The sequence below is a fragment of the Agrococcus pavilionensis RW1 genome, assembly GCF_000400485.1.
Taxonomy (GTDB): Bacteria; Actinomycetota; Actinomycetes; order Actinomycetales; family Microbacteriaceae; genus Agrococcus; species Agrococcus pavilionensis.
The window spans coordinates 1-25,769 of record NZ_ASHR01000041.1; the positions used below are offsets into that span (position 1 = coordinate 1).

The window sequence follows — 25,769 nt, forward strand, 5'->3', positions numbered from 1 at the left end:
GCTCCGCCGAACGGCGCGGGCGAGAACGCCGTCTGCGGCGGGGAGGGTGGCCCGCTCGGGCAGACCTGCTATGCGCAGACCGAAGGCTTCGTCTACGACAGCGAGCCGCGCGTCATCAGCAACCTGATCGTCGACCAGACGACGAACAACCCGGCGATCGTCAACCAGATCGAAGCCGGCACGGCCACGCTCATCCCGGGCACGGAAATGGCCGCCACCCCGAACACGGCGCCCGACGAAGGACTGTCGGCGCCGTTCAACACGTTCCTGGGCTTCTTCGGGCAGTTCTTCGACCACGGCCTCGACCTCGTCGACAAGGGCGACAGCGGCACCCTCATCGTGCCGCTCGAGGAGGACGACCCGCTCTACGACCCCGCATCGAACTCGAACTTCCTCGTGCTGACGCGCGCAGACCGCATCGAGGACTCCGACGGCAACTCGACGACCGAGTACACGAACCTCACGAGCCCGTTCGTCGACCAGAACCAGACCTACGCGTCACATCCCTCGCACCAGGTCTTCCTGCGCGAGTACAGCGCGGGAGGCAACGCGACGGGCAAGCTGCTCGAGGGCGAAGCCGGCGGAATGGGCACGTGGAACGACCTGAAGCAGCAGGCCAACAGCATCCTGGGCATCAACCTCACCGACGCCGACGTGCTCGACGTGCCGCAGGTGCTCGTCGACCCGTACGGCAACTTCGTGCCGGGGCCGGCTCGCGGGCTGCCGCAGCTCATCGTCGCGACCGGGCCCAACGTCACCGACATCGGCTATGTCGAGGGTGATCCCGCGGCGCCGGTGTCGACGACGAACGCCCTCTCGACGAACCAGGCGTTCCTCGACGACATCGCGCACGGTGCCACGCCGCTGTTCGACGCCGCGGGCAACCTCGTGCCGATCCAGTTCGACGAGAACGGCGACGTCATCGACCCGGGCATCTCGCTGTTCGACGCGGGCGGCGCTCCAGTGAGCGACCCGAGCCTGACGGGCTACGACGAGGCGCGCCTCGGCGAGCACTTCGTCGCCGGCGACGGCCGGGTCAACGAGAACATCGGCCTCACCGCCGTCCACGCGATCTTCCACTCCGAGCACAACCGCATGGTGGAGCAGATCGAGGCGCTCCTCAACGGCGACCCTGGCACGGAGCTGCTGCGCAACGACAAGACGCTGGCCGACCCCACGCTCCTCGAGGAGTTCAGGAAGGCGTTCCGCGGCGAGGAGCACAACTACCCCTCGGACAAGCCCGAGGAGACGCTGCCCGGCCCGCAGGACGACGACTGGTCGTATGAGCAGCGGCTCTTCCAGGCCGCGAAGTTCGCGACCGAGATGCAGTACCAGCACATCGTGTTCGAGGAGTTCGCCCGCACGGTCTCTCCGACGATCGACGCCGTCGTCTTCAACGAGAACAGCTACAACCCGGCCATCGACCCGGCGATCACGGCGGAGTTCGCCAACGTCGTCTACCGGTTCGGCCACTCGATGATGACGGAGGAGATCGGGCGAGAGGACGCGGGAGGCGCGACCGGGCTCAGCGATGTGTCACTGCTCGACGGCTTCCTGAATCCAGAGCTCTACGACATGAACGGGACCCTGACGCCAGACGAGGCGGCAGGATCGCTGGTCAACGGCATGACGAATCGCGTCGGCAGCCAGATCGACGAGCACGTCACCGACACGCTGCGCAACAACCTGCTCGGCCTGCCGCTCGACCTCGCGACGATCAACCTGCTGCGCGGTCGTGATGTCGGCATCCCGCCGCTGCAGGACGCTCGCGCGTCGTTCTTCGCGGCGACCGGCGACTCGGCGCTCGAGCCGTACAGCGACTGGGTCGACTTCGGGCTCGGTCTCAAGAACGGCAACAACTTCGGTCGCGGCGGCAGCAACGCGTCGCTCGTGAACTTCGTCGCCGCGTACGGCACGCACCCGACGATCCTCGCGGCGACCACCGTCGACGAGCGTCGGGCCGCCGCCGCGATGCTCGTGAACGGTGCCCCGGTCGGCAGCGAGTTCATCTCGCGCTTCCCGGGCGCGAGCCGCTTCCAGACCGCAGCGCTGTTCTCCGAGCGGCACTACCCGGATGGGGCCGAGACCGTCTATGTGACGAACGGCTTCAACTTCCCGGATGCGCTCTCGGCCGGAGCGCTCGGCGCACCCATCCTGCTCGTCCCCAACGACGGCGCCGGTGCGCTGCCGCCGGAGACGCACGCAGAGCTGCTGCGCCTCGCGCCCCAGCGGATCGTCGTGCTCGGCGACGCCAACTCGGTGAACGCCGCCACGGTGATCTCGCTCAACGCGCTCTCCGCATCCGACGCCCCGGTCACCCGGATCGCCGGCACCGATCGCTACGGCACGTCCGCCGCGATCGCGCGGAGCTTCACCGGACCGGTCGACCGCGTCTTCGTCGCGAACGGGCAGAACTTCCCCGACGCGCTCGCAGGCTCGGCCGTCGCCGCTCGTGACGGCTCGCCGATGCTCCTCGTGACCCCGGGGTCGATCCCCGCGGTCATCGCGGCCGAGCTCGATCGGCTCGACCCGGCCGAGATCGTCATCCTCGGCGGCTCGCCCTCGGTGAGCGCCGTCGTGGCATCGCAGCTCCAGTCGTACACGACCGGCTCGGTCACGCGACTGGGCGGGGCCAGCAGGTACGAGACGGCCATCCAGATCAGTCAGCAGTTCTTCCCGACGGGCGCAGACCGCGTCTATGTCACGACCGGGAACAACTTCCCCGATGCGGTCACCGCAGCGCCCGGCGCAGGCCGAAGCGGCGCGCCGATCCTGCTGATGCCGCCGACCGGGATGACGCCGGAGATCCGAGCGGAGATCGAGCGGCTCTCGCCGACCGAGCTCTTCATCCTCGGTGACACGAACTCGATCAGCGCCGCGACGGAGCTCAACCTGGCGTCGCTCGCACCGACGCCGGTGACGGCGCCGGCGGACCGGCTCGACTTCATGAACGGCACGGGCAGCTGGGGTGACGCGGGCGGCTCGACCACCACGGGTCTCGAGTCGGTGGAGTTCTGGGTCGGCGGCCTCGCGGAGCGGCTCGACGCCTTCGGCGGGATGCTCGGCTCGACGTTCAACTACGTCTTCGAGACGCAGCTCGAGCAGCTGCAGTTCGGCGACCGGTTCTACTACCTGTTCCGCAACCAGGGCGAGCAGCTGTTCGCCGCACTCGAGGCGAACTCGTTCTCCGACCTCATCCAGCGCAACTCCGATGCATCGAACCTGCCAGCGAACATCTTCGCGCTGCAGGACCCGATCATCGACCTCGACGCACTGCCGAACCCGCTCCCCGCGGGCCTGCTGCAGGGCGGCGACGGGAGCTGGCGGTGGACGGGCGACGAGCACGTCGAGATGCACGGCACCGCGAACAACGATCACATGATCGGTGACGAGGGCGACGACGCGCTGTGGGGCTACGAGGGCGACGACCGCATCGAGGGCGGGTCGGGCAACGACTCGCTCGTGGGAGGTCCCGGCCACGACATCATCACCGACTCGTTCGGCGATGACACCATCCACGGCGACCAGGGCAACGACGCCATCCACGTCGGTCCCGGTGTCGACCTCGGGCTCGGTGGCCTCGGCGACGACTTCGTCGTCAACGGCGGCGGCGACGCGTCGTCGTTCTTCCTCGGGATGGGCGACGACATCTTCCGCGGCACGTCCGGCCGCTCGACCGTCTTCGGCGGCGAGCAGCATGACTGGATCGAGGGCAGCTCCCACGCCGACCTCCTCCAGGGCGACAACGCCGACCAGTTCCAGAACGACACGCTGGGCGGGAACGACGTCGTCATCGGTGGTCTCGGCAACGATGACGTCGAAGGCGAGGGCGGCGACGACGTCCTCGTCGGCGCAGCCGTCGGCACGGATCGCTACCTCGGCAACATCGGCTTCGACTGGCTGACCTACTACGGGCAGTCCACCGGAGTCACGTCGGACTGGCAGTTCAGCCGGACCTTCGAGCCGAACAACCCGATCCCGTCGCGCTTCGACCAGATGGAGGCCCTCTCGGGCGGTGCCGGTTCCGACACCCTCCGCGGGCCGCTGGTGGGGCCGGACGACATCGCCCCGAGCGAGATCCCGCTGCACAAGGCGACGCAGGAGAGCCTCGACCTCGTCGACGGCCTCGAGGCGCTGCTGCGGCCGGCAGGAGCTGCGTACGACTACGCGGCGCCGTTCATGCGGGACACGCCGCCGATCGATGCTGACGGCGTCAGCATGATCATCATCGGCGGCCCCGGCGACGACACCGTCGAGGGACGAGGAGGCAACGACTACCTCGACGGTGACGCGCAGCTGGTGGTGCAGCTCGAGGACAGGACGACCGGAGCGCGCTTCGACAACGCGGCGCAGCTCCAGGCGGCGGTGTTCGCGGGCACGCTCAACCCGGGCGACATCGACATCGTGCGTCGCATCGTGATGGACCCGAACGCATCGGCATCGTCCGACACGTCGGTGTACTCCAACGCGATGGCCGACTACACGGTGACGGCGCTGCCCGACGGGTACTGGCAGGTCGAGCACACCAACGTCGTCGAGGCGGAGGAGAGCGACGGCACGGATGTCATCCGCGGCTTCGAGCGACTCCAGTTCTCGGACGGGTGCGCCACGCTCAACGAGGCCGGCGACGGCTGGGACGCGTGCGAGCCCCTCGCGGCGGTCACGCTCGAGACCGACGTCCTGCAGGAGGGCACGCCCATCACCGCGCGGCTGGTCGCGACGGACGGCGTCACGCCGCTCGACGCGAGCGGGCTCACCGACATCGAGTTCATCTGGTCGGCCGGCGAGGGCGACACGCCCGCGACGGTCAGCGAGTGGGAGGAGCTGGTGCGGACGGGACCCGCAGCTGGATCGGGCGTCACCGCCACGAGCAGCTACACCCCGGACGCCGCGGCTGTCGCCCAGTTCATCCGGGTGACGGTGAACTTCACCGACAGCTCGGGGCTGCGGCACGCCGCGACCTCGCCCATCACGACGGGCACGGTGGAGAACCGGAACGACGGGCCGTCGGGCCTGAGCATCGCCTACGGCGAAGCTCCGGCTGGTCCGCCCGTCGGACGGCTCCTGCTGGCGACGCCCATCTCGGATGCCGACGGGGTGGAGGACGTCGTGTTCACCTACACGTGGACGCGGTCGACCGACCCGGAGGTGCCGGCGGGATCGACGGTGCTCGGCTCGACGTCGAACGCCTACACCACCACGGCGGCGGATGCCGGCTCCTACATCCGGGTGACGGTGACCTACACCGACAACCTCGGGGCGGCCGAGACGGCGACGGCGGTGCTGGCAGCGCCGGTGGTCGGAGCGACACCGTAGCGGCCCGACGCGGAGGGGCGCTGCACCGATCGGTGCAGCGCCCCTTCCTCGTGCCGGCGCTACTCCGCCGCGTCGAGACCGCGGCGCGCGAGCAGCGGCGCGATGTCTGCGTCGCGGCCGCGGAAGTCGCGGAACGCGGCGAGCGGATCCTTCGAGCCGCCGACCCCGAGCAGCCGCTCGCGGAAGCGCTGCCCTGCCTCGCGGATCGAGGGCTGCTGCTTGAACCACTCGACCGTGTCGGCGTCCATGACCTCCGACCAGATGTACGAGTAGTAGCCGGCCGAGTAGCCGCCGGAGAAGACGTGCTGGAAGTAGCCCGTCGAGTAGCGGGTCGGCACGGTCGCGCTCAGCAGGCCCACGCGGTCGAGCGCGTCCTGCTCGAAGGCCGCGACATCCATGACCTCGTCGCCCGCGACGCGCGCGTGCCACGCCTGGTCGAGGAGCGCCGCGGCGAGGTACTCGCTCGTGTCGTGCCCCTGGTTGAACGACTCCGACGCCTGCAGCCGCTCGATGACGTCGGCGGGCAGCGGCTCGTCGGTCTCGACGTGGCGCGCGTAGTGCTCGACGATGCCTGGCCACAGCATCCACATCTCGTTCACCTGGCTCGGGAACTCGACGAAGTCGCGGAACACGTTCGTGCCGCCGAGCGACGGGTAGGTGACGTGCGCGAAGAGGCCGTGCAGCGCGTGCCCGAACTCGTGGAAGAGCGTCTCCGTCTCGTCGAAGGTCAGCAGCGTCGGCGTGCCGGCCGGGGGCTTCGGCACGTTGAGGTTGTTCATCACGACCGTCGGGTGGCCGAGCAGCGCGTTCTGCTGGATGAGCGAGTTCATCCACGCGCCGCCGCGCTTCGAGTCGCGCGTGTAGAGGTCGAGCAGGTAGAGGCCGAGCTCGGAGCCATCCTCGTCGCGCACCTCGAAGACGCGCACGTCGGGGTGGTAGCCCACGAGGTCGTCGCGCTCCTCGAACGTGATGCCGTAGACCCGGTGCGCGGCGTGGAAGACGCCGTCGCGCAGCACGCGCTCGGCCTCGAAGTAGGGGCGGAGCGCCGCGGTGTCGACGTCGAAGCGCGCGGTGCGCTCCTTCTCGGTCCAGTAGGCCCAGTCCCAGGCGGTGAGCTCGTAGCCCTCGCCCGCTGCGTCGATCTGCGCCTGCAGCGCCGCGGCTTCGGCGCGCGCGTTCGCGGCGGCGGGCTTCGCGAGCCGGGTGAGCATCGCCATGACGCTGTCAGGGCTGCCGGCCGTCTCGTCGGCGGTGATGGCGTGGGCGTGCGTCGCGAAGCCGAGCAGGGCGGCGCGCTCGGCGCGGAGCGCCGTGAGCTCGACGACCGTCGCGCGGTTGTCGTGCTCGTTGCCGCGGGTGCCACGGGCGAGCGATGCCTCCATCACGCGGCGCCGCACGTCGCGGTCGGTGAGCGACGCGAGCCACGGGTGGCCCGAGAAGAGCGGCAGCGTGATGAGCCACGTGCCCTCGAGCCCGCGCTCGGCGGCGGCGGCCGCGGCGGCCTGGATCTCGCCGTCGCTCAGCCCGTCGAGCTCGGCCTCGGTGTCGATGACGACCGCGAGGTCGTTCGTGTCGGCCTGCAGGTGCTTGTCGAAGCGCGTCGTGAGGGTCGCGATCTGCTGGTTGAGCTCCATGAGGCGGGCGCGGGCGGCGTCGTCGAGGCCGGCGCCGGCGACGGTCATCTCGGTGTGGCGCCGCTCGACGAGGTAGCGCTGCTCGTCCGTCCACGACGCATCCGGGGACTCGTGCAAGGCGGCGACGCGGGCGTAGAGGCGCGGCTCGAGCACGATCGCGTCCTCGTGCGCGGCGAAGCGCGGCGCGAAGCGCTCCTCGAGCTCCTCGAGGAACGGCGACGAGTCGGTCGAGGTCATGCTGAAGAAGACGTGCGCGACGCGCGAGAGCGTCCCGCCCGAGCGCTCGAGCGGCTCCATCGTGTTCTCGAAGGTCGGTGCGGCGTCGTCCTCGACGATCGCGCGGACCTCCGCGAGCTGCTCGGCGAAGCCCGCCTCGAGCGCCTCCTCGTAGTGCTCGTCGCGGATCTCGGCGAACGGCGGCAGCTGGTAGGGGAGCGCGCTGGGCGTCAGGAAGGGGTTGGTCATCCCACCACACTAGGTGCGGCCGCGACACCCGCCTGGCCATAGGGTGTGCTCATGCCCCCGGTTGCCTACACGCATGGCCACCACGCGAGCGTCGTCGGCGCGCACGCCGCGCGCACCGTCGAGAACTCCGCGTCGTACCTCGCGCCGCTCATCGAGCCGGGCATGCGGATCCTCGACGTCGGCTGCGGCCCGGGCTCCATCACGATCGACCTCGCCAGCCGCGTCGGCGACGCGGGCCGCGTCGTCGGCATCGACGCGAGCGCCGAGGTCGTCGAGCACGCGCGGCGCGCGGCCGAGGCGGCGGGCATCGGCAACGTCGAGTTCCTGATGGGGGATGCGTACGCGCCGCCGGGCGGGGACTTCGACATCGTGCACGCGCACCAGGTGCTGCAGCACCTCGGCGAGCCGGTGGCGGCGCTCGCCGCCTGGCGGCGCGCGGGTCGGGTGGTCGCGGCGCGCGACGTCGTCTACTCGGCGACCGCGATCCATCCGCTCACCCCGGAGCTCGCGCGCTGGCGCGAGCTCGTCGTCTCGCTGCAGGCGGCGAACGGCGGCGACGGCGACGCCGGCGCGAAGCTCAAGGCGTGGGCGCGCGAGGCGGGGTTCTCGAGCGTCGAGACCGACGTCGAGACGTGGTGCTTCGAGTCGGCGAGCGGTCGCGGGTTCTGGGGCGGGCAGTGGGCGCAGCGCGCGGTGCACTCGGCGTTCGCCGACGGCACCGAGCGCTTCGGCCTCGCCGACGCGGCGGAGCGCGAGCGCATCGCCGACGCCTGGCGCGCCTGGACGGCCGACGACGACGGCTGGATGGCGATGCTGCACGGCTGGATCCTCGCGCGCGACTGACCTCCCCTCATCGTGCCCCTTGCAGAGTGCCGGAACTCCGCTCGCGCGCGGGTCGCAGAACGCAGAGTGCCGGAACTCTGCGCGCGAGAGGTGTCTGACTACCCGTTGCAAAGAGGTCTTTGCAACGGGTAGGATGGAGGCATGCTCGACGTCGCCGTCGACGGTCCCGGCGGCGCGAGCGAGGCCCCGGCCGTCGATCTCGAATCCCTCAAGGCCCTCGCCCACCCGCTGCGCGTGCGCATCCTGCACGTGCTGACGACGCAGGGCGCGCAGACCTCGTCGTCGCTCGCGGCGACCCTCGGCGAGTCGACCGGCTCGACGAGCTACCACTTGCGCCAGCTCGAGGCGAAGGGCTTCATCGCCGAGGACGCCTCGATCGGCACCGGCCGCGAGCGCTGGTGGCGCCGATCGATCGAGCCCGTCGAGGTGTGGACGAAGGAGCTCGCCGACGCTCCCGAGGGTCGCGCCGCGACCGCGACCGTGCTCGGCGCGTGGACCCAGCACGACAGCGCGCTGCTCGCGCACTACGTCGCGACGGGCGAGGAGCGCTACGAGGAGCCGATCCTCGACGCGTCGCGCCTCTCGAGCCGCTCGGTCTCGCTCCGCGCGAGCGAGCTGCACCGGCTCACGCGCGACGTCGAGCGCCTCATCGCCCTGCGCCTCGCCGAGGCCGCCGCAGACCACGGTGACGGGAGCGATCCCGTGCACCGCATCCAGATCCAGTTCAACGCCTTCCCGATCGACTGATCGGGAGACCGACCACCCGAGGAGACACCATGCCGAAGCGCGAAGACCACCCCGTGACCATGCCGATCGCCGTCATCAACGACTCGTTCGTGATGGCGCAGATCCTGACCCGCCCGATGCGCTGAGCCGATCCAGGACACTCCTGTGCAAGGGAGGAAGGCCCCCGGCAGCTGCCGGGGGCCTTCGTGCGTCAGCCCTCGCGGCTGACGACGACGTCGTCGCCGTCGAGGCGGATCGTCGTGCCGTCGTCGAGCTCGACGACCGGGGCGCCCTCGAGCCACGTGAGCGTCCAGCGCCACGACGCGGTGTCGGCGCCGAGCTCGGCGAGCGTGCGCTCCTCCTCGTCGATCGCCGCGCGCATCGCGACCGGCACCGACTGCGGGGCCTCGCCGCCCACCGCCCAGCGGGTGCCGATCCGCATCACGCCTCCTCGAGCTCGATCTCGCGCACGGCGAGCTCCGCCGCCTCGACGAGCGAGAGGTCACGGATGCGTCCCACGGCCCTGAGATCGCCGGTCGCGGCCTCGAGGTGCTCGCGCAGCGCTGCCGGGACGCCGATGACCGCGGACGCGACGGGCGTCTTCTGGCTCGCCTTCGCATCCGTCTTCGCCCGCCGGATGCCGATGAGCGCCTGGCCGACGGCCTGGAGCATGCCGGTCGGGGAGTGGTCGACGCCGAGCTCGTCGGCCTCGGGCCACGGCGCGACGTGGATCGAGCCCTCGTGCGACCACGACCAGACCTCCTCGGTCGCGAACGGCAGGAACGGCGCGAGCAGGCGCATCTGCACGTCGATCGCGAGCCGCAGCGCGGCGATCGCCGAGCCGCGGCCGGGCTCGTCGCCCGAGTAGGCGCGCTCCTTGACGAGCTCGAGGTAGTCGTCGCAGAACGTCCAGAAGAACGCCTCCGTCGACTCGAGCGCCTTCGCGTGGTCGTAGCCCTCGAACGCGCGCGTCGCGCCGCGCACGACGACAGCGAGCTCGGCGAGCATCTCGCGGTCGAGCCGCTCGGTGATCTCGCCCGGCTGCCCCTCCATCGAGAGCACGAACTTCGCGGCGTTGAGCACCTTCATCGCGAGGCGCCGGCCGATCTTGATCATCTTCGGGTTCTGCGGGTCGAGCGTCGCGTCGACGCCGAGCCGAGACGACGCGGCCCAGTACCGCACGCCGTCGGAGCCGTGCTCCTCGAGCATGCCGAGCGGGGTGACGACGTTGCCCTTCGACTTCGACATCTTCTTGCGGTCGGGGTCGAGGATCCAGCCCGAGAGCGCCGCGTGCTGCCAAGGCGCGCGGCCGTCCTCGAACATCGAGCGCAGCAGCGTCGAGAAGAGCCACGTGCGGATGATGTCCTGGCCCTGCGGGCGCAGGTCGAAGGGCGTGATCTTCGACCACAGCTCCGCGCCGTCGGCCCACCCGCCCGCGAGCTGCGGCGTGAGCGACGAGGTCGCCCACGTGTCCATGATGTCGACCTCGCCGACGAAGCCGCCAGGCACCCCGCGCTGCGACTCGTCGAAGCCGTCGGGCACGTCGCTCGTCGGGTCGAGCGGCAGCTGCTCGGGCCGCGGCAGCAGCACGCGGTCGAAGTCGGTCTCGCCCTCCTCGTCGAGCGCGTACCAGACGGGGATCGGCACGCCGAAGAAGCGCTGGCGCGAGATGAGCCAGTCGCCGTTGAGGCCGTGCACCCAGTTCTCGTAGCGCGTGCGCATGTGCTCGGGGTGCCAGGCGATCTCGCGCCCGTGCGCGATGAGCCGCTCGCGGAGGGCCTCGTCGCGGCCGCCGTTCTTGATGTACCACTGGCGGGTCGAGACGATCTCGAGCGGCTTGTCGCCCTTCTCGTAGAACTTCACCGGGTGCTGGATGGGCTTCGGGTCGCCGATCATGCGGCCCGCGGCCTGCAGCTGCTCGACGATCGCCTTGCGAGCGCTGAAGACGGTCTTGCCGGCGAGCTCGGCGTAGGCGGCCTGCGCGGCCTCGCTCGCGAGCGCCTCGGGCGCCTCGGCTGCGAAGCGGCCGTCGAAGCCGATCACCGAGCGGTTCGGCAGGTTCAGCTCGCGCCACCACGTGACGTCGGTCACGTCGCCGAACGTGCAGATCATCGCGACGCCCGTGCCCTTGTCGCGCTGCGCGAGCTCGTGCGCGACGAACGGCACCGGGGCGCCGAACACCGGGGTCGAGACCGTCGTGCCGAAGAGGTGCTGATAGCGCTCGTCATCCGGATGCGCGACGACGGCCACGCAGGACGGCAGCAGCTCCGGGCGGCTCGTCTCGATCCGCAGGTCGCCGTCCTCGGAGGTGAAGAGCAGCGTGTGGTACGCCCCGGGCTGGTCGCGGTCCTCGAGCTCGGCCTGGGCCACGGCGGTGCGGAACGTCACGTCCCACAGGGTCGGCGCATCCGCCTGGTACGCCTCGCCGCGCTCGAAGTTGCGCAGGAAGGCGAGCTGCGAGGTGCGACGGGCGTCGTCGGAAATGGTGCGGTAGGTCTGCGACCAGTCGATCGAGAGGCCGAGCGTGCGCCACAGGTGCTCGAACTTCTCCTCGTCCTCCTCCGTCAGCCGCTCGCACAGCTCGATGAAGTTGCGGCGCGAGACGGGCACCTGGTCGGCGGCCTTCGAGCTCTTGCCCTCGCCGCCCTCGTGCGGGGGCGTGAAGTCGGGGTCGTAGGGGAGGCTCGGGTCGACGCGCACGCCGTAGTAGTTCTGCACGCGGCGCTCGGTCGGCAGGCCGTTGTCGTCCCAGCCCATCGGGTAGAAGACGTGCTTGCCGCGCATGCGCTGGAAGCGGGCGACGAGGTCGGTGTGCGTGTAGGAGAACACGTGGCCGACGTGGAGCGAGCCGGAGGCGGTGGGCGGCGGGGTGTCGATCGAGTAGATCGCGTCGCGGCCGAGCCCCGTCGCGTCGAAGCGGTAGGTGCCCGCCTCCTCCCAGCGCTGGCCCCACTTCTCCTCGAGTCCCTCGAGGGCGGGGCGGTCCGGCATCCCGGGTGCGGGCATGGCGCTCATGGCGTCTCGCTTTCGATGTGCGCGGCATCGCGTCTCGCCGGGCCCCGGGGCGGGGCGACGGCATGATGCCTGGTTGTGGTCCGCGCCAGTCTACGCGCGGGGCGTCACGCCCTGCGGCGCAAGCGCCACTGCAGCACCGCCGTGACGGCGAAGAGCGCGGCGGCGATGAGGAAGAGCACGCGCGGGAGGGTGTCGCTCTGCAGCGCGCCGGCGACCGCGAAGAGCACGGCGGCGCCGATGTAGAGCCAGAGGGGAGCGGGCTTGCGGGGAGCGGGCTTGCGGGGAGCGGCCATGCCTCCACGCTAGCCGGGCGCTCCTCAGCGACCCGTGCCAAGGTGGCCAGGTGGACGTCGTGAAGCGCGTGCCGGGCGGCGCCGAGCACCGGCTCGCGATGGAAGCGGCCGGGCTCGCGTGGCTCGCCTAGGCGGAGCCAGCGGGCGGCACGCGCATCGCTCGCGCGCGGCGCGACGGCGGCGCGCTGCACGTCGCCCGCGTCGCGGAGGCGGCCCCGACGGCCGAGCGCGCCGAGGCGCTCGGCCGCAGCCTCGCCGCGCTGCACGCCGCCGGCGCGCCGTGGCACTGCTGCCCGCCGGCGGGCGCCGAGCCGCCGCTCGAGTGGGGTTCCTCGCGCGTGCCGCTCGCGCCCGAGCCGGTCGCCGACTCGTGGGGCGCGGCGTGGGCCGAGACGGCGGTGCGGCCGGTGCTGCGGCGCTGCGTCGACGAGGGGCGATTGGATGCGTCCCGGGCGCGGGCGGTCGAGGCTGCGGTCGACCGCATGGCGGCGGGCGACTTCGACGCGCCGCAGCCGCGGCTCGTCGGGCCTGTCGCGCGCATCCACGGCGACCTCTGGACGGGCAACGTGCTGTGGTCGGACGTCGACACGGGGGCCGTGCTCATCGACCCGCACGCGCAGGGCGGGCACGCCGAGACCGATCTCGCGATGCTCGCGCTCTTCGGCCTGCCGCTCCGCGAGCGCGTGCTCGCGGCCTACGACGAGGCGTCGCCGCTCGCCGAGGGCTGGCGCGAGCGCATCCCGATGCAGCAGCTGCAGCCGCTGCTCGTGCACACGCTGCTCTTCGGCGGCGGCTACGCGCGGCAGCTGGTCGAGGTCGCGCGCTCGCTCGCGTGAGCGCGGCTCACGCCGGCACCTCGAGCACGCGCGTGCCGGTCGCCTCCGCCGCGATGCCGAGCTGCGCGAGTAGCGCGTCCGCCTCGGCGCGCCGGGCGTCCTCGACGACGATCGCGAGCCGCGCATCCGTCGCCTCGTAGTCGATCGTCGGCTCGTGGCCCGCGGCACGGATCGCGTGCTCGAGCCGAGGCGCGTCGGCGTGCGGCAGCCGCGCGACGAGCTCGGTCGCGGCCACGCGCTCGAGCCGGCCGGCCACGTCGAGCGCGTCGGCAGCGATGCCCCCGTAGGCGCGCACGAGCCCGCCGGTGCCGAGCTTCACGCCGCCGAACCAGCGCACGACGAGCACCGCGACGTCGGTGAGGCCGCGACCGGCGATCGCGGAGAGGATCGGCGATCCCGCGGTGCCCGCTGGCTCGCCGTCGTCGTTCGATCGGCTCGACTCGCCGTGCGCGCCGACGATCGCGGCGCTGCACACGTGCCGGGAGTCCGGATGCGCCCGGCGGGCGTCGCGCACGAGCGGCGCGAGCTCGTCGAGGCTCGCGATGCGGTGGGCCGTCGCGATGAAGCGCGAGCGCGAGATCTCGACCTCGGCGCTCGCGCCCCTCGCGATCGTCGGCAGCAGCACCCCACCATCCTGCCCGGGGCCGCGCGTCACACCGGCGCGGGCGCCTCCTCGGGGACGGCGGCTTGCGCGGCGTCGGCGTCCTCGTCGCCGAGCCGACGCATCCGCCCCGCCATGATCGCGCCGACGAGCGTGAGCGCCGAGAGCGCCGCGAGCACGACGCCCGGGTGCCACCACGCGCCGCCGGTGAGCACGCCGAGCTCGGTCGTGAGGTAGGGGATGAAGCCCGAGAGCACGGCGGCGAGCGCGTAGGCGACCGAGAGCGCCGAGTAGGCGTGGCGGCCGCGGAAGAGCTCCTGCATCGTGCCGCCGAGCGCCGCCCACGACGCGGTCGGCAGGATGCCGCCGACGATCATGAGCGCGACGAGCACGGCGAAGGTCGCGCTGCCGAGCAGCCAGTAGATGGGGAAGGCGATGAGCAGCGTGCCGGCCGCGCCGAGCGCGACGACGCGCGCCGAGCCGATGCGCGTCGCGAGCCACCCGAACGCCGGGACGGTGACGAACTGCAGCAGGCCGCCGATCGTCGCGGCCGCGAGCAGCTGCATCTCGTCGAAGCCGAGCGCCGTGACGCCGTAGCCCATCGTGTAGGTGTTCATGAGCGAGTAGGAGCCGATGCCGAGCAGCGCCACGAGGATCGCGACGCCGAACGCGCCCGGCTGCGTGCGGATCGCCGCCCACACGGGGTTGCGCTCGCGCTGCCCCTTCGCGGCGAGCTCCTTGAAGACCGGCGTCTCGTCGATCGACCAGCGCAGGTAGAGCGAGACCGCGATGAGCGGGATGGCGATGAGGAACGGGACGCGCCAGCCCCACGCCGCCATCGCCTCGGGCCCGAGCCCGAAGAACATCACGAGCATGAGGCCGCCCGCCGCGACCGAGCCGATGGGGGAGCCGAGCTGCGGCAGTGACGCGAAGAACGGGCGGCGTCGCGCGTCGGCGTGCTCGGTCGCGAGCAGCACCGCGCCGCCCCACTCGCCACCGAGCGAGAGGCCCTGCGCGATGCGCAGCACGACGAGCGCGATCGCGCCGAACAGCGCCCAGCCCTCGCCGGTCGGCAGCAGCCCGACGAGCCCGGTCGCGACGCCCATGAGCGCGATCGTGATGAGCAGCGTCGAGCGGCGGCCGATGCGGTCGCCGAGGTGGCCGAAGAGGATCGCGCCGAGTGGCCGCACGACGAAGGCGATGCCGATCGTCGCGAACGAGGCGGCGAGCGCGCCTGCGTCGCCGAGCGCCGAGAAGAAGAAGGGGCCGGCGAAGAACGCGGCGAAGTAGGAGTAGGTGTAGAAGTCGTACGATTCGAGCGCGGTGCCGACCGTCGCCGCGGTGGCGACGCGAGCGGAGCTGCTCGAGCGTGCGGGAGCGGCGCCCGAGGGCGCGGTGGTGGTGGTCACGGGATCTCCTCGCGGGGCGCCTAGTGGGCGCAGATTGTCATACCGGGTGCAACAATAGCGCCGGAAGGAGATTCCCATGGCGGCGGGTCGCACGCAGCGACGGGGCAAGGGGCGCGGGCCCGGTCGGCCCCGAGCCTCGAGCTCGGCGACGATCCACGAGGCGGCGCTCGAGCTCTTCCTCGAGCGCGGCTACGGCGCCGTGAGCGTCGACGACATCGCCCGCCGCGCGGGCGTCTCGCGCGGCACCGTCTTCTCCTACTGCGAATCCAAGGCGGATGCGCTGTGGGTCGCCCTCGACGCGGCCATCGCGAGGGCCGGCGAGGCGCTCGAAGCGACGTCGGGGGACGGCTCTGGTCGCGAGCGCGGTGCGCTCGACGCGCTCGTGGAGGCGATCGTCGCCGCGGTGGAGCCGTGGGGGCGCACCCCGCCCGTCGCGCTCCGCGACGCGCGGCCGATGGGCGCCGAGGCGGCGCTGCGCGACGGCGCTCCCGCGCGGCTGCAGCCGCTCGTCGAGCGCGCGGCGCTCGCGCTCGCTCTCGAGCGCGACGCGCTGCCCGAGTCGCCCGCCGCGGCCGTCGCGCCGGTCGCGATCGTCGCCGCGGCATGCGCGGCGCTCGCGGCCTGGGCGCTCGAGCCGGGCCGCCCGGCGGCCTCCGCCGCCGTGCGCGCGGCGATCGAGCCGCTCGCCGCGGCATCACGAATCCACAACGATCCGCGAGGCTGACCGCGCCGGCCCCGAGGTTTCCAGGCTCGCGGCTCATCATGGGGGACATGCGGCGCGGGCATCGGATCCTCACGGTCGCCGCCGCCGTGCTCATGAGCGCGGCGCTCGCAGGCTGCGGCGCACCCGCCATGCCGAGCCCCACCGACCCCGGGCTCGAGACCGACGTCCCCGCGCCCGGCGTCGCGCCGCCCGACGCGCTCCCGGCCGTGGGCGGCCACGGGGGCGAGGCGCCGGGCGTGCGGCCACGGCCGCAGGAGCAGCGCGCGGATCCCGACGAGCCGGAGGCTGGACCCGCGCCGTCGCCGTCCGCTGAGCCCGCCCGGCCGACGCCGACCCCGACGACCGCACCCACCGCATCCGCCGCCCCGAGCCCCTCGCCGACGCCGCCGGCGGCCCCGCGCGCGCTCGTCGACCTGCTCGTGGACGCCGGCTCGCTGCCCCCGCCGACGTGGACCGAGGGGACGTGGGCCGAGCTCGCGGCGCCCGGCTCCGTGCCGGTCGGCGAGGCGATCCCGCACGTGGCCGTCGCGCGCACGGCGAGCGCCGAGTGCGCCGCGGCCGCGGGCGCGGTCGACGGCGCTGCGAGCGAGGCCGCGATGGTCGCGCTGTCGACGGGTGTGGAGCGGGGCGGCGTCTTCAACGTCGCGGTGCTGCGCTACCCGAGCGCCGCGGCCGCTGCCGACGGCATCGCGGCGCTGCAGGCGCTCGCGACCACGTGCGACGGCGCGGTCACCGAGTCGGGCACGTTCGCGGCGCCGCCCGTCGCGCACGGCGCAGCCGTCGCGCTCGAGTCGGACGATGCGGCGCTCGTCGTCGACGCCGCAGTCGTCGGTCGCCACGTCGTCGCGGTGCTGCACGAGCGCGCTCCGGCCGAGGCGGTCGCGCTGCTGCTCAATGAGCAGGTGGCGCGGCTCGGCTAGCACGCTGGGAGCTGCTGCCGATCCTGGGGAGCGCGGCGACTTCGCGCGGACGGGGTCTTCGTACTGCCATGCCACCTTCACCGCCGTCGCGCATCCCTCGGAAAGCAGTCGTTCTGCACGAGACTCCGGGTGGCCAAACTGCTGCAGGCGAGGCCGTCTTGCGGTCGCCATGAATTCGTTACCAAGCCGTGATCACCGGCGATTCTATGAAGCGTCTAGCATCTGGCTAGATATTCGACTCGGCCCACCCGGTTCAGCCGGAAGCCCCTGTTCCTGGAGTGGCCGTGCTGCAATCGCTGACGCGCATTTGCGTCGCCGACGGCGCCGTCGCCGGCAGCCCGAACGCTTCGACGATCACGACCACGACGGATCTGCTCGGCCGAATCACCCGCTACACCGACGTGTGGGGCACCGTCACCACCCCCACCTACCAGGCACTCACCGGCCGACTGCTCTCGACCAGCACCGTTCCGCCAGGCCAGGCGGCCGAGACGACCGCGTTCACCTACGACCGCGACGGCAAGCCCACCAGTGTCACCGTCCGCGGGCAGGTGTACGCCACCGCGACCTACGACAGCCTTCAACGGCTCGCCTCCGTCGCGTACCTCGGCGGGGCGACGCTCGGTGCGATCGGCCGCGACGCGGCCGGCCGCACCACCGGACAGACCTGGTCGTTCCCGAATGCGACGGCGATCACCGAGACCGCGGCACGGTCCCAGTCCGGCCGGATCGTGCAGCACGCGATCGCCCGTGACGCCACCACCCACCGCGCCACCTACGGGTACGACGCGGCCGGGCGGTTGGTGACCGCAGCGATCCCCGGCCACCAGCTGACGTACGAGTTCGGTCAGGCGGGCGGGTGCGGCCCGAACACGGCCGCGGGTCGCTCGGGCAACCGCTCCCGGCTGGTCGACGTGTGGACCGCGCCCGGGCAGGCGACCCGCACGACGACGACCGCGTACTGCTACGACTGGGCTGACCGGCTCACCGGCACCACCATCACGAACCCGATCCCGGGCGCGAACACCGTCGCCGACGGGCTCACCGCGGCGGAGCTCGCCTACGACGCCGCCGGCGCCACGACGAGGCTGGCGGACATGGCGATCGGCTACGACGCCGCCGGCCGGCACGCCTCCACCACCTATGACGACGGCTCCACCGTCCGCATCCAGCGCGACGCGACCGGGCGCATCGTCGAGCGCACCACCGACCCCGCGGGAGCCGCGCCGCCGGTGTCGACCCGGTACCTCTACGCCGGCGACGGCGACGTGCCCTTCGCCCAGACCAGCGGCGGCACCCTCACCCGCGAGATCGCGCTGCCGGGCGAGGCGCAGGTCAGCCTGACCGCGACGGCCGCGACCTGGCAGTACCCGTCTATGCTCGGCCACACTCTCACCACCGGCGACGGCACCACCACCGCGGACGGCGTGCAGCTGTGGGACCCATACGGGCAACCCCTCGACGCAGCAACGTATGCGATCGGCACGACTGTCGCGGAAGACACCGGTCAGGTCGCCGGCCACACCGGCTGGCACCAAGCCGCCCTCAAACCCGCAGAGACCGTCGGCTCCACCACCATGCTCGAGATGGGCGCACGCCGCTACGTCCCAGCCCTCGGCAGGTTCCTGCAAGTCGACCCCGTGGAAGGCGGCGTCGACAACGACTACGTCTGGCCCACCGACCCCATCGGCAAGAACGACCTCAGCGGAAACGCTGACTGGATGACCGTCCTGGAGGTCGGTCTGACGGTCGCTTCCTTCATTCCGGCGATTGGTGCAATCGCACTTGCTGCTCGTGTCGCCTTCCTCACGGTTCGAATTGTCAGAGCGGTCGCGGTCTTGACGCGCGGCGGGCGCACCGCCAACCAACTGGTGGAGACAGGAGTGCGAGCCGGCGGGATGGCGGGTCGAGCTGCCTCCAACATTGCGGCCAGGATCACATTGCGGGGCGGAACTCGAGGCGTTGCGAATAATGGTGCAAGAATGATCACACGAAACAACCTGCAGTGGCGATCGCCGGTCTATCACAATCTAGGTAGAAGGTACGGAGGCTATCAGTACTCGTCGAACTTTGGCTACTCTGCCTCTGGCAGGCTGGAGCGCGGCGCGATGCAGAATCTTCACATCCGTCATGGTGGGAGGGCGCGGCAATGGCTTCTGTTCTGATTGGCCGCGCTCGTGCCGGGACCATTGCGGCTCGTCTAGTCTCGGGCGCAACCGAAAAGGAAATTGCCGAGCTGGCTCAGGCGGACCCCGAGGTGATCCTGACCTGGACTGCTCAGCTCAGCGATCCCCAAACGCCAGAGGACGTGCTGGTGCAACTGCAAGGAACTGGATCGGAGATTCTGAGTCAGATGCGCGCCTGGGACATCGAGTGGCGCGAGTTCAATGAACCAGCTGTGCGCTCCTACGTGTTCTCCCCGCCCTGGCGAGAGGCGGGGACTGGTGCACCCCCGGGCGATTGGTTCGAGGGTGAGCGCCGGCTCGCGAAGCAACTGCAGAACTGGCCAGACGACGTGCCCCTGGATCTGCTGAGTAGTTCGACAGTGCTTGGACTAAGCGCGCTGATTGGAACCGAAGCCAGCGCCACGCTGTCGTCCTTGTTTCGATGGGCAGAATCTCGAGAGTGTCAGATTGCGGTCTTCCCGAACCCTCACTCGCGTTCTGTTGGTGTGCCGGTGAAGTCGCCGGAGCAATTGTTGGCACTCTGCTCGGAGCGTTTGAAGGCGATGCTTGATGAATGGACGATGCCCTTGGCTAGGCGGGTGGTTCGGCGCCGCCTACGGCTCCTTGCGAAGCGCTCACTAAACTTGTTGGAGTTCTTCGAGAATACTTATGATGCAGGAATCGTGCTGAGAATTGTTTCTAGCTCCGAGTTGTATCATGGACGCTTAGAGTGGCGTACTCTTGAGGCGATTGCACGGATTCCATTCGAGGCGCCGTCGACGTGATGAGACCGGAAGCAGCGGGTGCCGCGATCGGAACCCACCAGCGGGGCATCGCGGTTCGAGAAACGCATTCGAGCGGCGGCTCGCGTGTCGCGCAGAGATCGCTCAGTCGACCAGCCAGTCGTGGCGCGTCCGGCACGGCTGGTGCCAGCGAGCCGACCGCATCTGGGCCTGCTGCTGCGCACGCCCGGCCAAGTAGCGCCGCTCGTGCGGGCCGCGTATGTCGAGCGTGTTCCGCAGATGCAGCCCTCAAACCCGCAGAGACCGTCGGCACCACCACCGTGCTCGAGATGGGCGCACGCCTCTACGTCCCAGCCCTCGGCCGGTTCCTGCAAGTCGACCCCGTCGAGGGCGGCGTCGACAACGACTACGTCTGGCGCACCGACTCCATCGACAAGAGTGACCTGACTGACGAAGCTGACTGGGAAGCCGCATGGAACATCGCCGATATCGCGCTGACCGTAGCATGTTTCGTCCCAGTGCTAAACGTAGTTGCCGCACCGATACGGTTCATTAGCCTTGCGGTGCGGTTGACGAGAGGCCTTTCGACGGTGCAACGGCTCCGCACCGCGCGCGAGGCGGTAGGAGTGATCCAACAAGCACGCCGGTGGCGTAGGGGAGCGCCGTTGGCCAACCCCATAAGCGCTCGCCATCCAACCATCACCGCGAGCCGTCGAGCGGCTCACATTGCAGCGGGCACACTCGTTGCCCGCAGCCGTCTCACACGAACCTCCAACGGCCGAGGAGCCCTCCTCAACAACAGTCAAGGTTGGATGAGGAATTACTCCGGCCGAGCAGGCGCGGGCCGCATGGTGCTTGGTTATAGGGGCGGCTCGCCATATGGACCGCACGGCCTGAATGTGCGGATGTACTCGTGATGCTCAGCACGGGACGGCAGGAAGTCATTGCGGCCGGGCTCTCCGCAGGTCCGATCGACAGTGCTCTCGTACATTTCTCGCGCGGGCGGTATCATCGGGCAGCTCGCGCAACCTTCGTGCAAGTCGAGACCTGGACGCCCTATTGGTACGAGCTCAGCATCGACTACCACGAGATTTACGCGGATGATGTCGAGGCGATCCTCACCGGCTCGGCGATATTGGCCGAGGGCGAACTAGCCGCTGCAGTGCGCAAGCTCGTGTTTGGTGAGGTGCCAGGCGCGATGGTCGATGGTCGGCTGGTGAGTGGCCAGGTTCGAGACGTGCGCCCGGCCGGGCCCCTAGCCCCAGCGGAAGATGTGCTGCTGCGCTTCGTCCGTGGCCATGCGTTCTTCCGAGCAATGGCAGACGCGGTGCAGTGGCCCGCCCCAGTGGAAGCCCGCCTAGAGCGGCTTGCACACCACGCCGCTGAGCTGTCGCAGGTTCGCAGAACCATCTCGGAGCTGGTGCGGATCGCGGACGCGAGCGCTTCGGGCGACTTCACGCAGGTCCGATGCCTTGCCGCATGGTTCTCGACCGCCCTAGTCGCCGGTGAGTCGGGCGTGCAACCTCTGCGCGCTGTGCTCGCCGACACGCGCGCGGTGGCTGCTTGTGCGCTCGGCCACGGGCAAGTCTGGGTCTCGTCTGAGTGGTCGCCTGAAGTTCAGCGCCTCGTACAATTTGCCACACCAGGGCCGTGACTGGAGTGCGCTCCCTGTCGAAGGCGGCATCGACCACGACTACGTTTGGCTTAGCGACCCCATCGGCGAAGAGACGTCAGGAGGTTCTCGGGTACTTCGGGGTTCGTGGTGCTGGGCGTCGGTGGCGCACTGGAGATCGTGGCTCGTGAGCTAGACCTCGAGGATGCGTCGCAGCTCGGTGTCGAGCGGCGAGCGCGGCAGCTCCGTGCCGTCGACGCTCGTCACGGCGGCGACGAGCCGACCCGACGAGAGCAGCCACGCGCCGTCGCTCGAGAGCAGGTCGGCCGGCTCGAGCCGCTCGAACGCGACCTCGATGCCCGCGCCCGGCGCCGCGGCCATGAGGTGCTCGAGGGTGAGCGAGGCGAGGATGCCGTCCTGCGGCGGCGTGAGGAGCCGCCCGCCGCGATCCACGACGAGCGTCGACGTCGGCCCCTCGAGCAGCTGCCCCGCGGGCGAGACGAAGACGACGTCGTCGAAGCCCCGCTGCGCCGCGTGCCGCTTCGCCGCCATGTTGATCGAGTAGGAGAGGCTCTTCGCGCCGGGCAGCAGCCACGGCATCGACGCGACCTCGTCGCCGTCGTGCCCGCGGCCGAGGAGCGTGATCGAGACGCCCTCGGCGCGCTCCCGCAGCACGCCGACCGAGATCGGCGCCATGAGCGCGAACGCGGTCGGGTCCCCGCCCGACTCCGGCCCGCGGGTGAGCACGAGCCGGATGACGGCCTCGGGCTGCGCGTCGAAGTCCCACGCCGCGAGGAGCGCGTCCATCGCTCGGCCGAAGCCGGCGCGGTCGGGCTCGGGCAGCTGCAGGATCGCCGCCGAGCGCGCGAGCCGGTCGAGGTGCGCGTCGCGGTCGCGCACGATGCCCTCGCCATCGGGGCCGCGGCGCGCGAGCGCGGCGTCGAAGACGCCGTCGCCGCGCACGACGCCGAGGTCGTCGGCGCGGATGAGCGGATGCGTGACGTCGGCGAGGGTGCCGTCGAGCAGGGCGAGCAGCGGAGCGGTCATGCGCTCAGCGTAGGCGGGCGGGATCCCGAGGCGTCGCGGCTGCGGCGATCACGGCGTGCCGGCGCAGAACTCCTGCAGCGCGACCACCCGGTCGCCGAGCTCGACGAGCGCCGTGCGGGCGCGCTCGATGCCGGCGGCGTCGCCAGAGGCGAGCGACTCCTGCGCGTCGGCGACGAGCGCATCCCACCCCGCCTGGATCTCGCCGATGCGCTCGAGCAGCGCCGGGTCGGTCACGCGCGTCTCGAGGTCGCCGACCCGCGTCGAGATGCTCCCGACGAGCGCGAGCGCGCCGAAGGGGTCGGTCGCGAGCATCTCTCCGACGCGGCCGACGTCCGTCGCGATCGCCGAGACCTCGGCGAGCACCTGCGCGCACTGCTGCGCCTGGTCCCCGGGCGCGGGCTCGACGGTCGCGGGCGTCGTCGGCACCGGTGCGGGCGACGGCAGGATGCCGCACCCGGTCACGAGCAGCGCCGCCGCGGCTGCGAGGCCTGCGGCGCCGAGGCGGATGCGCGAGGCGGTCATGCGGCGAGGGTACCGAGGGAGGCTATGGCCGAGCCCGGCGAGCATGGGGGATAGCCCCCGCGAGGCTTCCGGGGAACCGCCGCGCGACCGCCGCTCGGCGCGCCTAGCGTGGAGCCATGCAACGCCTCGGCCCCCTCCTCGCGACGATCGCGCACCTCGTGGTGCTCGGCTCGATCGGCCTCCCTATCCTCACGATCATCCTCACCTTCGTCGCCCTCGGCGCCGGGCTCCTCATCGTCGTCGTCGGCGTGCTCTTCCTCGCGCTCGCGGTGCTCGGGATGTTCGCCGTCGCGTGGTTCGAGCGCGAGCGCATCGCTGCGCTGTACGACGCACCCGTGCCGCCGGCCGTGCTGCGCGGCTCGCACCGCACCGACTGGCTGCGGGTGCCGCACCGACTGCTCCGCATCGCGAGCGACGGTGCCCACTGGCGCGCGATCCTCAGCTTCGCGCTCGCGAGCCTCTTCGGCGTCTTCGTGCTGAGCCTGCTGCCGCTCGTCGGCCTCGGCATCCCGCTCGCCTTCGCGCCGCTCGGCGACGCCGAGCGCGTGCGCATCCCGCTCACGCCGATCGCCGTGCCGGTCGAGTGGGCGCCGCTGCTCGGGATCCTCGCGCTCGCCGCGGGCATCGCAGGCACGATCGGACTCGCGATCGCCCACCGCGGCGTCGCGCTCGGACTGCTCGTGCCCGACGAGCGCGCGCAGCTCGAGGCGAGGGCGATGCACGAGCGCGAGCGCCGGCAGGGCGTCGTGCAGGCCGCCGACTACGACCGCACCCGCATCGAGCGCGACCTCCACGACGGCGTGCAGCCGCGGCTCGTGTCGATCGCGATGCAGCTCGGCATGGCGCGCGACCGCATCGAGACCGACCCCGAGGGCGCGAAGCGGCTCATCGACGAGGCGCACGCGTCGTCGAAGAACGCCGTGACCGAGCTGCGCCAGGTCGCCCGCGGCATCCACGTCGCCGTGCTCGACGACCGCGGCCTCGACGCCGCCGTCTCGGCGCTCGCGGCGCGCAGCGCCGTCCCCGTCGAGGTCGACGCGCGGCTCGAGCGGCGCTGCTCGCGCGAGAGCGAGACCGCCGTCTACTTCGCGATCGCCGAGGGCATCACGAACGCGCAGAAGCACGCTCGCGCGAGCCGCATCCGCGTCTCGATCCGCACGCGCGAGCACGCCCTGTGGGCGCGCATCGAGGACGACGGCATCGGCGGCGCTGAGCGCCTGCCGGGCGGCGGCATCGACGGCCTCGCCAACCGCGTCGCCGGCGTCGGCGGCACCCTCACCCTCTCCAGCCCCGTCGGGGGCCCGACCGCGATCGAGGTGGACGTCCCGTGCGCATCCTGATCTGCGAGGACTCCGTCCTCCTGCGCGAGGGCATCGCGCGACTGCTGACGGATGCCGGCCACGAGGTGGTCGCGCAGCTGCCCGACGCGACCGCGCTCGAGGCCGCGATCCGCGCATCCGACCCCGACCTCGCCATCCTCGACGTGCGCATGCCGCCGACCCGCACGAACGAGGGGATCCTCGCCGCGATCGGCATCCGCAGCCGCGGCGACCGACCCCGCGTGCTCGTGCTCTCGCAGTACGTCGAGGAGCGCTACGCCGCCGACCTCATCGCGAGCGGCCCGGCCGGCTTCGGCTACCTGCTCAAGGACCGCGTCGCCGACGTGCGCGACTTCCTCGCCGCGATCGAGCAGGTCGCGAATGGGGGCACGGTGCTCGACCCGGAGGTCGTGACGCAGCTGCTCGCGCGCCGCCGCCGCGACGCGCGCATGGAGCGGCTCACGCCGCGCGAGCGCCAGGTGCTCGCACTCATGGCCGAGGGCGCCGCCAACCAGGCGATCGCCGATCGCCTCTACATCTCCGCCGGCAGCGTCGAGAAGCACATCTCCGCGGTCTTCCAGAAGCTCGAGCTCGACCCCGAGGACGGCAACCGCCGCGTGCTCGCCGTGCTCGCCCACCTCGACGCGCCGGGCTCCGACCCGAGCCGCCCGCACGACGCCCCAGGAGGCATCCGATGACCATCCCCACCACCAACCGCGCGGGACGCGCGATCAGCATCGTGCTCGTCGTGCTCGGCGCCATCGCCGCGGTCTTCACGATCGGCGGCGGCGTCGTGAGCGGCATCGCCACCCACCGCGCGACCGACGGCACCTGGAGCGCCGACGCGGAGGGCCTCGCGGAGCTGCGGCTGTCGACCTCGGCGGCCGATTTCGACGTCGTCTTCGGCGACGTCGACGAGGCGACCCTCGACGCGACCTCGACGGGCGGCCCGGTGCAGGAGTGGCGGCTCGAGCGCCAGGGCGACGCGCTCGTCGTCGGCACCGGCTGGCAGTGGGGTCCCTGGGGCGGCGGCTGGGGCCGCGGCTGGGGCTTCGGCTTCGGCGATCGCGGCTTCGGCGAGGAGCAGGTGACGCTCACGCTCCCGGCCGACCTCGAGGGCACCGGCCTCCACATCGTCGCGGACGTCTCCGCGGGGAGCTTCGCGGCCGCCGCCGACTGGGGCCGGGCTGAGCTCGACCTGAGCGCCGGCAGCGTCCAGCTCGGCGGCACCGCCGACGCGCTCGACGTGCAGGTCTCGGCGGGCGAGGCGCGGCTCGCGATCGACTCGCCGCGCACCGTGCAGCTCGACGTGAGCGCGGGCCGCGTCGTCGGCGCCGTGACGGGCGAGCAGCCCGCGGCGATCACCGCGACCGTGAGCGCGGGCGCGATCGAGCTCGAGATCCCCGACGGCGAGTACGCGGTGACGCAGGACGTCTCCGCCGGCAGCGCCGCGATCGACGTCGACGCCGACCGCCAGGCGGCCGCGACGATCGACGTCGAGGTGAGCGCGGGCAGCGTGACGTTGCGGGGCGAGTCGCGGTAGGATCACAGGCACACGCATCGATCCGGCCATCACCGG

20 protein-coding genes are annotated in these 25,769 nt (G+C 71.7%); 12 read left to right on the top strand and 8 right to left on the bottom strand.

Features of this window, described 5'->3' with window-relative positions:
- The coding region (locus tag L332_RS29645) for a peroxidase family protein (RefSeq protein WP_031224365.1) at positions 1–5,316 on the top strand (5,316 nt) is incomplete at its 5' end.
- Positions 5,317–5,375: 59 nt separating this feature from the next.
- On the opposite strand, the gene L332_RS28100 is transcribed toward L332_RS29645, so the two are convergent.
- On the bottom strand, positions 5,376–7,415 hold the full coding sequence (locus L332_RS28100) for a M3 family metallopeptidase (RefSeq protein ID WP_021011688.1): 2,040 nt from the start codon (positions 7,413–7,415) through the stop codon (positions 5,376–5,378).
- Positions 7,416–7,466: 51 nt separating this feature from the next.
- On the opposite strand from L332_RS28100, the gene L332_RS28105 reads away from it, so the two are divergent.
- A complete protein-coding gene (locus L332_RS28105; protein WP_021065135.1) occupies positions 7,467–8,258 on the top strand; it encodes a methyltransferase domain-containing protein in 792 nt (263 codons plus the stop codon).
- 141 nt (positions 8,259–8,399) lie between these two features.
- Complete coding sequence (locus tag L332_RS28110; protein ID WP_021011690.1) at positions 8,400–9,005, top strand: ArsR/SmtB family transcription factor; 606 nt, start codon at positions 8,400–8,402, stop codon at positions 9,003–9,005.
- 190 nt (positions 9,006–9,195) lie between these two features.
- Here L332_RS28110 and L332_RS28115 read toward each other — a convergent pair whose 3' ends face one another.
- The 3 genes from L332_RS28115 to L332_RS28125 all read right to left on the bottom strand — a co-directional run bounded on the left by L332_RS28115 (position 9,196) and on the right by L332_RS28125 (position 12,292).
- Positions 9,196–9,426, bottom strand: coding sequence for a hypothetical protein (locus L332_RS28115; RefSeq protein ID WP_021011692.1), 231 nt, complete (start codon positions 9,424–9,426; stop codon positions 9,196–9,198).
- Positions 9,426–11,999, bottom strand: coding sequence for a valine--tRNA ligase (gene valS / locus L332_RS28120; protein WP_021011693.1), 2,574 nt, complete (start codon positions 11,997–11,999; stop codon positions 9,426–9,428). The genes L332_RS28115 and valS overlap by 1 nt, the downstream gene beginning before the upstream one ends.
- 104 nt (positions 12,000–12,103) lie before the next feature.
- Positions 12,104–12,292: a hypothetical protein gene (locus L332_RS28125; RefSeq protein WP_021011694.1), complete on the bottom strand. Its 189-nt coding sequence runs from the start codon at positions 12,290–12,292 to the stop codon at positions 12,104–12,106.
- A gap of 185 nt (positions 12,293–12,477) precedes the next feature.
- Here L332_RS28125 and L332_RS29945 point away from each other — a divergent pair, with 185 nt between their 5' ends.
- The gene (locus L332_RS29945; RefSeq protein ID WP_268743642.1) at positions 12,478–13,128 is read left to right on the top strand and encodes a fructosamine kinase family protein; all 651 of its coding nucleotides are present in this window, start codon (positions 12,478–12,480) and stop codon (positions 13,126–13,128) included.
- Between the two features lie 7 nt (positions 13,129–13,135).
- Here L332_RS29945 and L332_RS28135 read toward each other — a convergent pair whose 3' ends face one another.
- Together L332_RS28135 and L332_RS28140 are read right to left on the bottom strand one after the other, a co-directional pair.
- The gene (locus tag L332_RS28135; protein ID WP_021011695.1) at positions 13,136–13,753 is read right to left on the bottom strand and encodes an IMPACT family protein; all 618 of its coding nucleotides are present in this window, start codon (positions 13,751–13,753) and stop codon (positions 13,136–13,138) included.
- A gap of 26 nt (positions 13,754–13,779) precedes the next feature.
- On the bottom strand, positions 13,780–15,138 hold the full coding sequence (locus L332_RS28140; protein ID WP_021011696.1) for an MFS transporter: 1,359 nt from the start codon (positions 15,136–15,138) through the stop codon (positions 13,780–13,782).
- A 76-nt stretch (positions 15,139–15,214) separates the two neighbouring features.
- Between L332_RS28140 and L332_RS30625 the strand changes: the two genes are divergently transcribed.
- From L332_RS30625 to L332_RS28160, 5 genes are all read left to right on the top strand, one after another.
- Entirely contained in the window at positions 15,215–15,862 is a 648-nt protein-coding gene (locus tag L332_RS30625) for a TetR/AcrR family transcriptional regulator (RefSeq protein ID WP_021011697.1), read from the top strand.
- 47 nt (positions 15,863–15,909) lie between these two features.
- Positions 15,910–16,782, top strand: a complete 873-nt coding sequence (locus L332_RS28150) for a hypothetical protein (RefSeq protein WP_021065139.1) — start codon at positions 15,910–15,912, stop codon at positions 16,780–16,782.
- A gap of 284 nt (positions 16,783–17,066) precedes the next feature.
- A complete protein-coding gene (locus L332_RS28155) occupies positions 17,067–18,947 on the top strand; it encodes an RHS repeat-associated core domain-containing protein (protein ID WP_021011699.1) in 1,881 nt (626 codons plus the stop codon).
- Positions 18,932–19,732: a hypothetical protein gene (locus L332_RS30235; RefSeq protein WP_144061116.1), complete on the top strand. Its 801-nt coding sequence runs from the start codon at positions 18,932–18,934 to the stop codon at positions 19,730–19,732. Before L332_RS28155 ends, L332_RS30235 begins: the two co-directional genes overlap by 16 nt.
- 871 nt (positions 19,733–20,603) lie before the next feature.
- The gene (locus L332_RS28160; RefSeq protein ID WP_021011700.1) at positions 20,604–21,344 is read left to right on the top strand and encodes a hypothetical protein; all 741 of its coding nucleotides are present in this window, start codon (positions 20,604–20,606) and stop codon (positions 21,342–21,344) included.
- A 150-nt stretch (positions 21,345–21,494) separates the two neighbouring features.
- Here the strand turns inward: L332_RS28160 and L332_RS28165 are convergent, their stop codons facing one another.
- Both L332_RS28165 and L332_RS28170 read right to left on the bottom strand, forming a co-directional pair.
- Positions 21,495–22,349 (bottom strand): aminotransferase class IV, encoded by an 855-nt coding sequence (locus L332_RS28165; RefSeq protein ID WP_021011701.1) that lies wholly within the window; start codon positions 22,347–22,349, stop codon positions 21,495–21,497.
- Between the two features lie 48 nt (positions 22,350–22,397).
- A complete protein-coding gene (locus L332_RS28170; RefSeq protein ID WP_021011702.1) occupies positions 22,398–22,871 on the bottom strand; it encodes a hypothetical protein in 474 nt (157 codons plus the stop codon).
- A gap of 116 nt (positions 22,872–22,987) precedes the next feature.
- On the opposite strand from L332_RS28170, the gene L332_RS28175 reads away from it, so the two are divergent.
- Genes L332_RS28175 through L332_RS29660 form a run of 3 tightly spaced genes read left to right on the top strand, consistent with a single transcriptional unit; the run spans position 22,988 to position 25,733 of the window.
- Entirely contained in the window at positions 22,988–24,211 is a 1,224-nt protein-coding gene (locus L332_RS28175) for a sensor histidine kinase (RefSeq protein WP_021011703.1), read from the top strand.
- Entirely contained in the window at positions 24,199–24,888 is a 690-nt protein-coding gene (locus tag L332_RS28180) for a LuxR C-terminal-related transcriptional regulator (protein ID WP_021011704.1), read from the top strand. The genes L332_RS28175 and L332_RS28180 overlap by 13 nt, the downstream gene beginning before the upstream one ends.
- Positions 24,885–25,733, top strand: a complete 849-nt coding sequence (locus L332_RS29660; protein ID WP_021011705.1) for a hypothetical protein — start codon at positions 24,885–24,887, stop codon at positions 25,731–25,733. Before L332_RS28180 ends, L332_RS29660 begins: the two co-directional genes overlap by 4 nt.
- Positions 25,734–25,769: the final 36 nt, after the last annotated feature.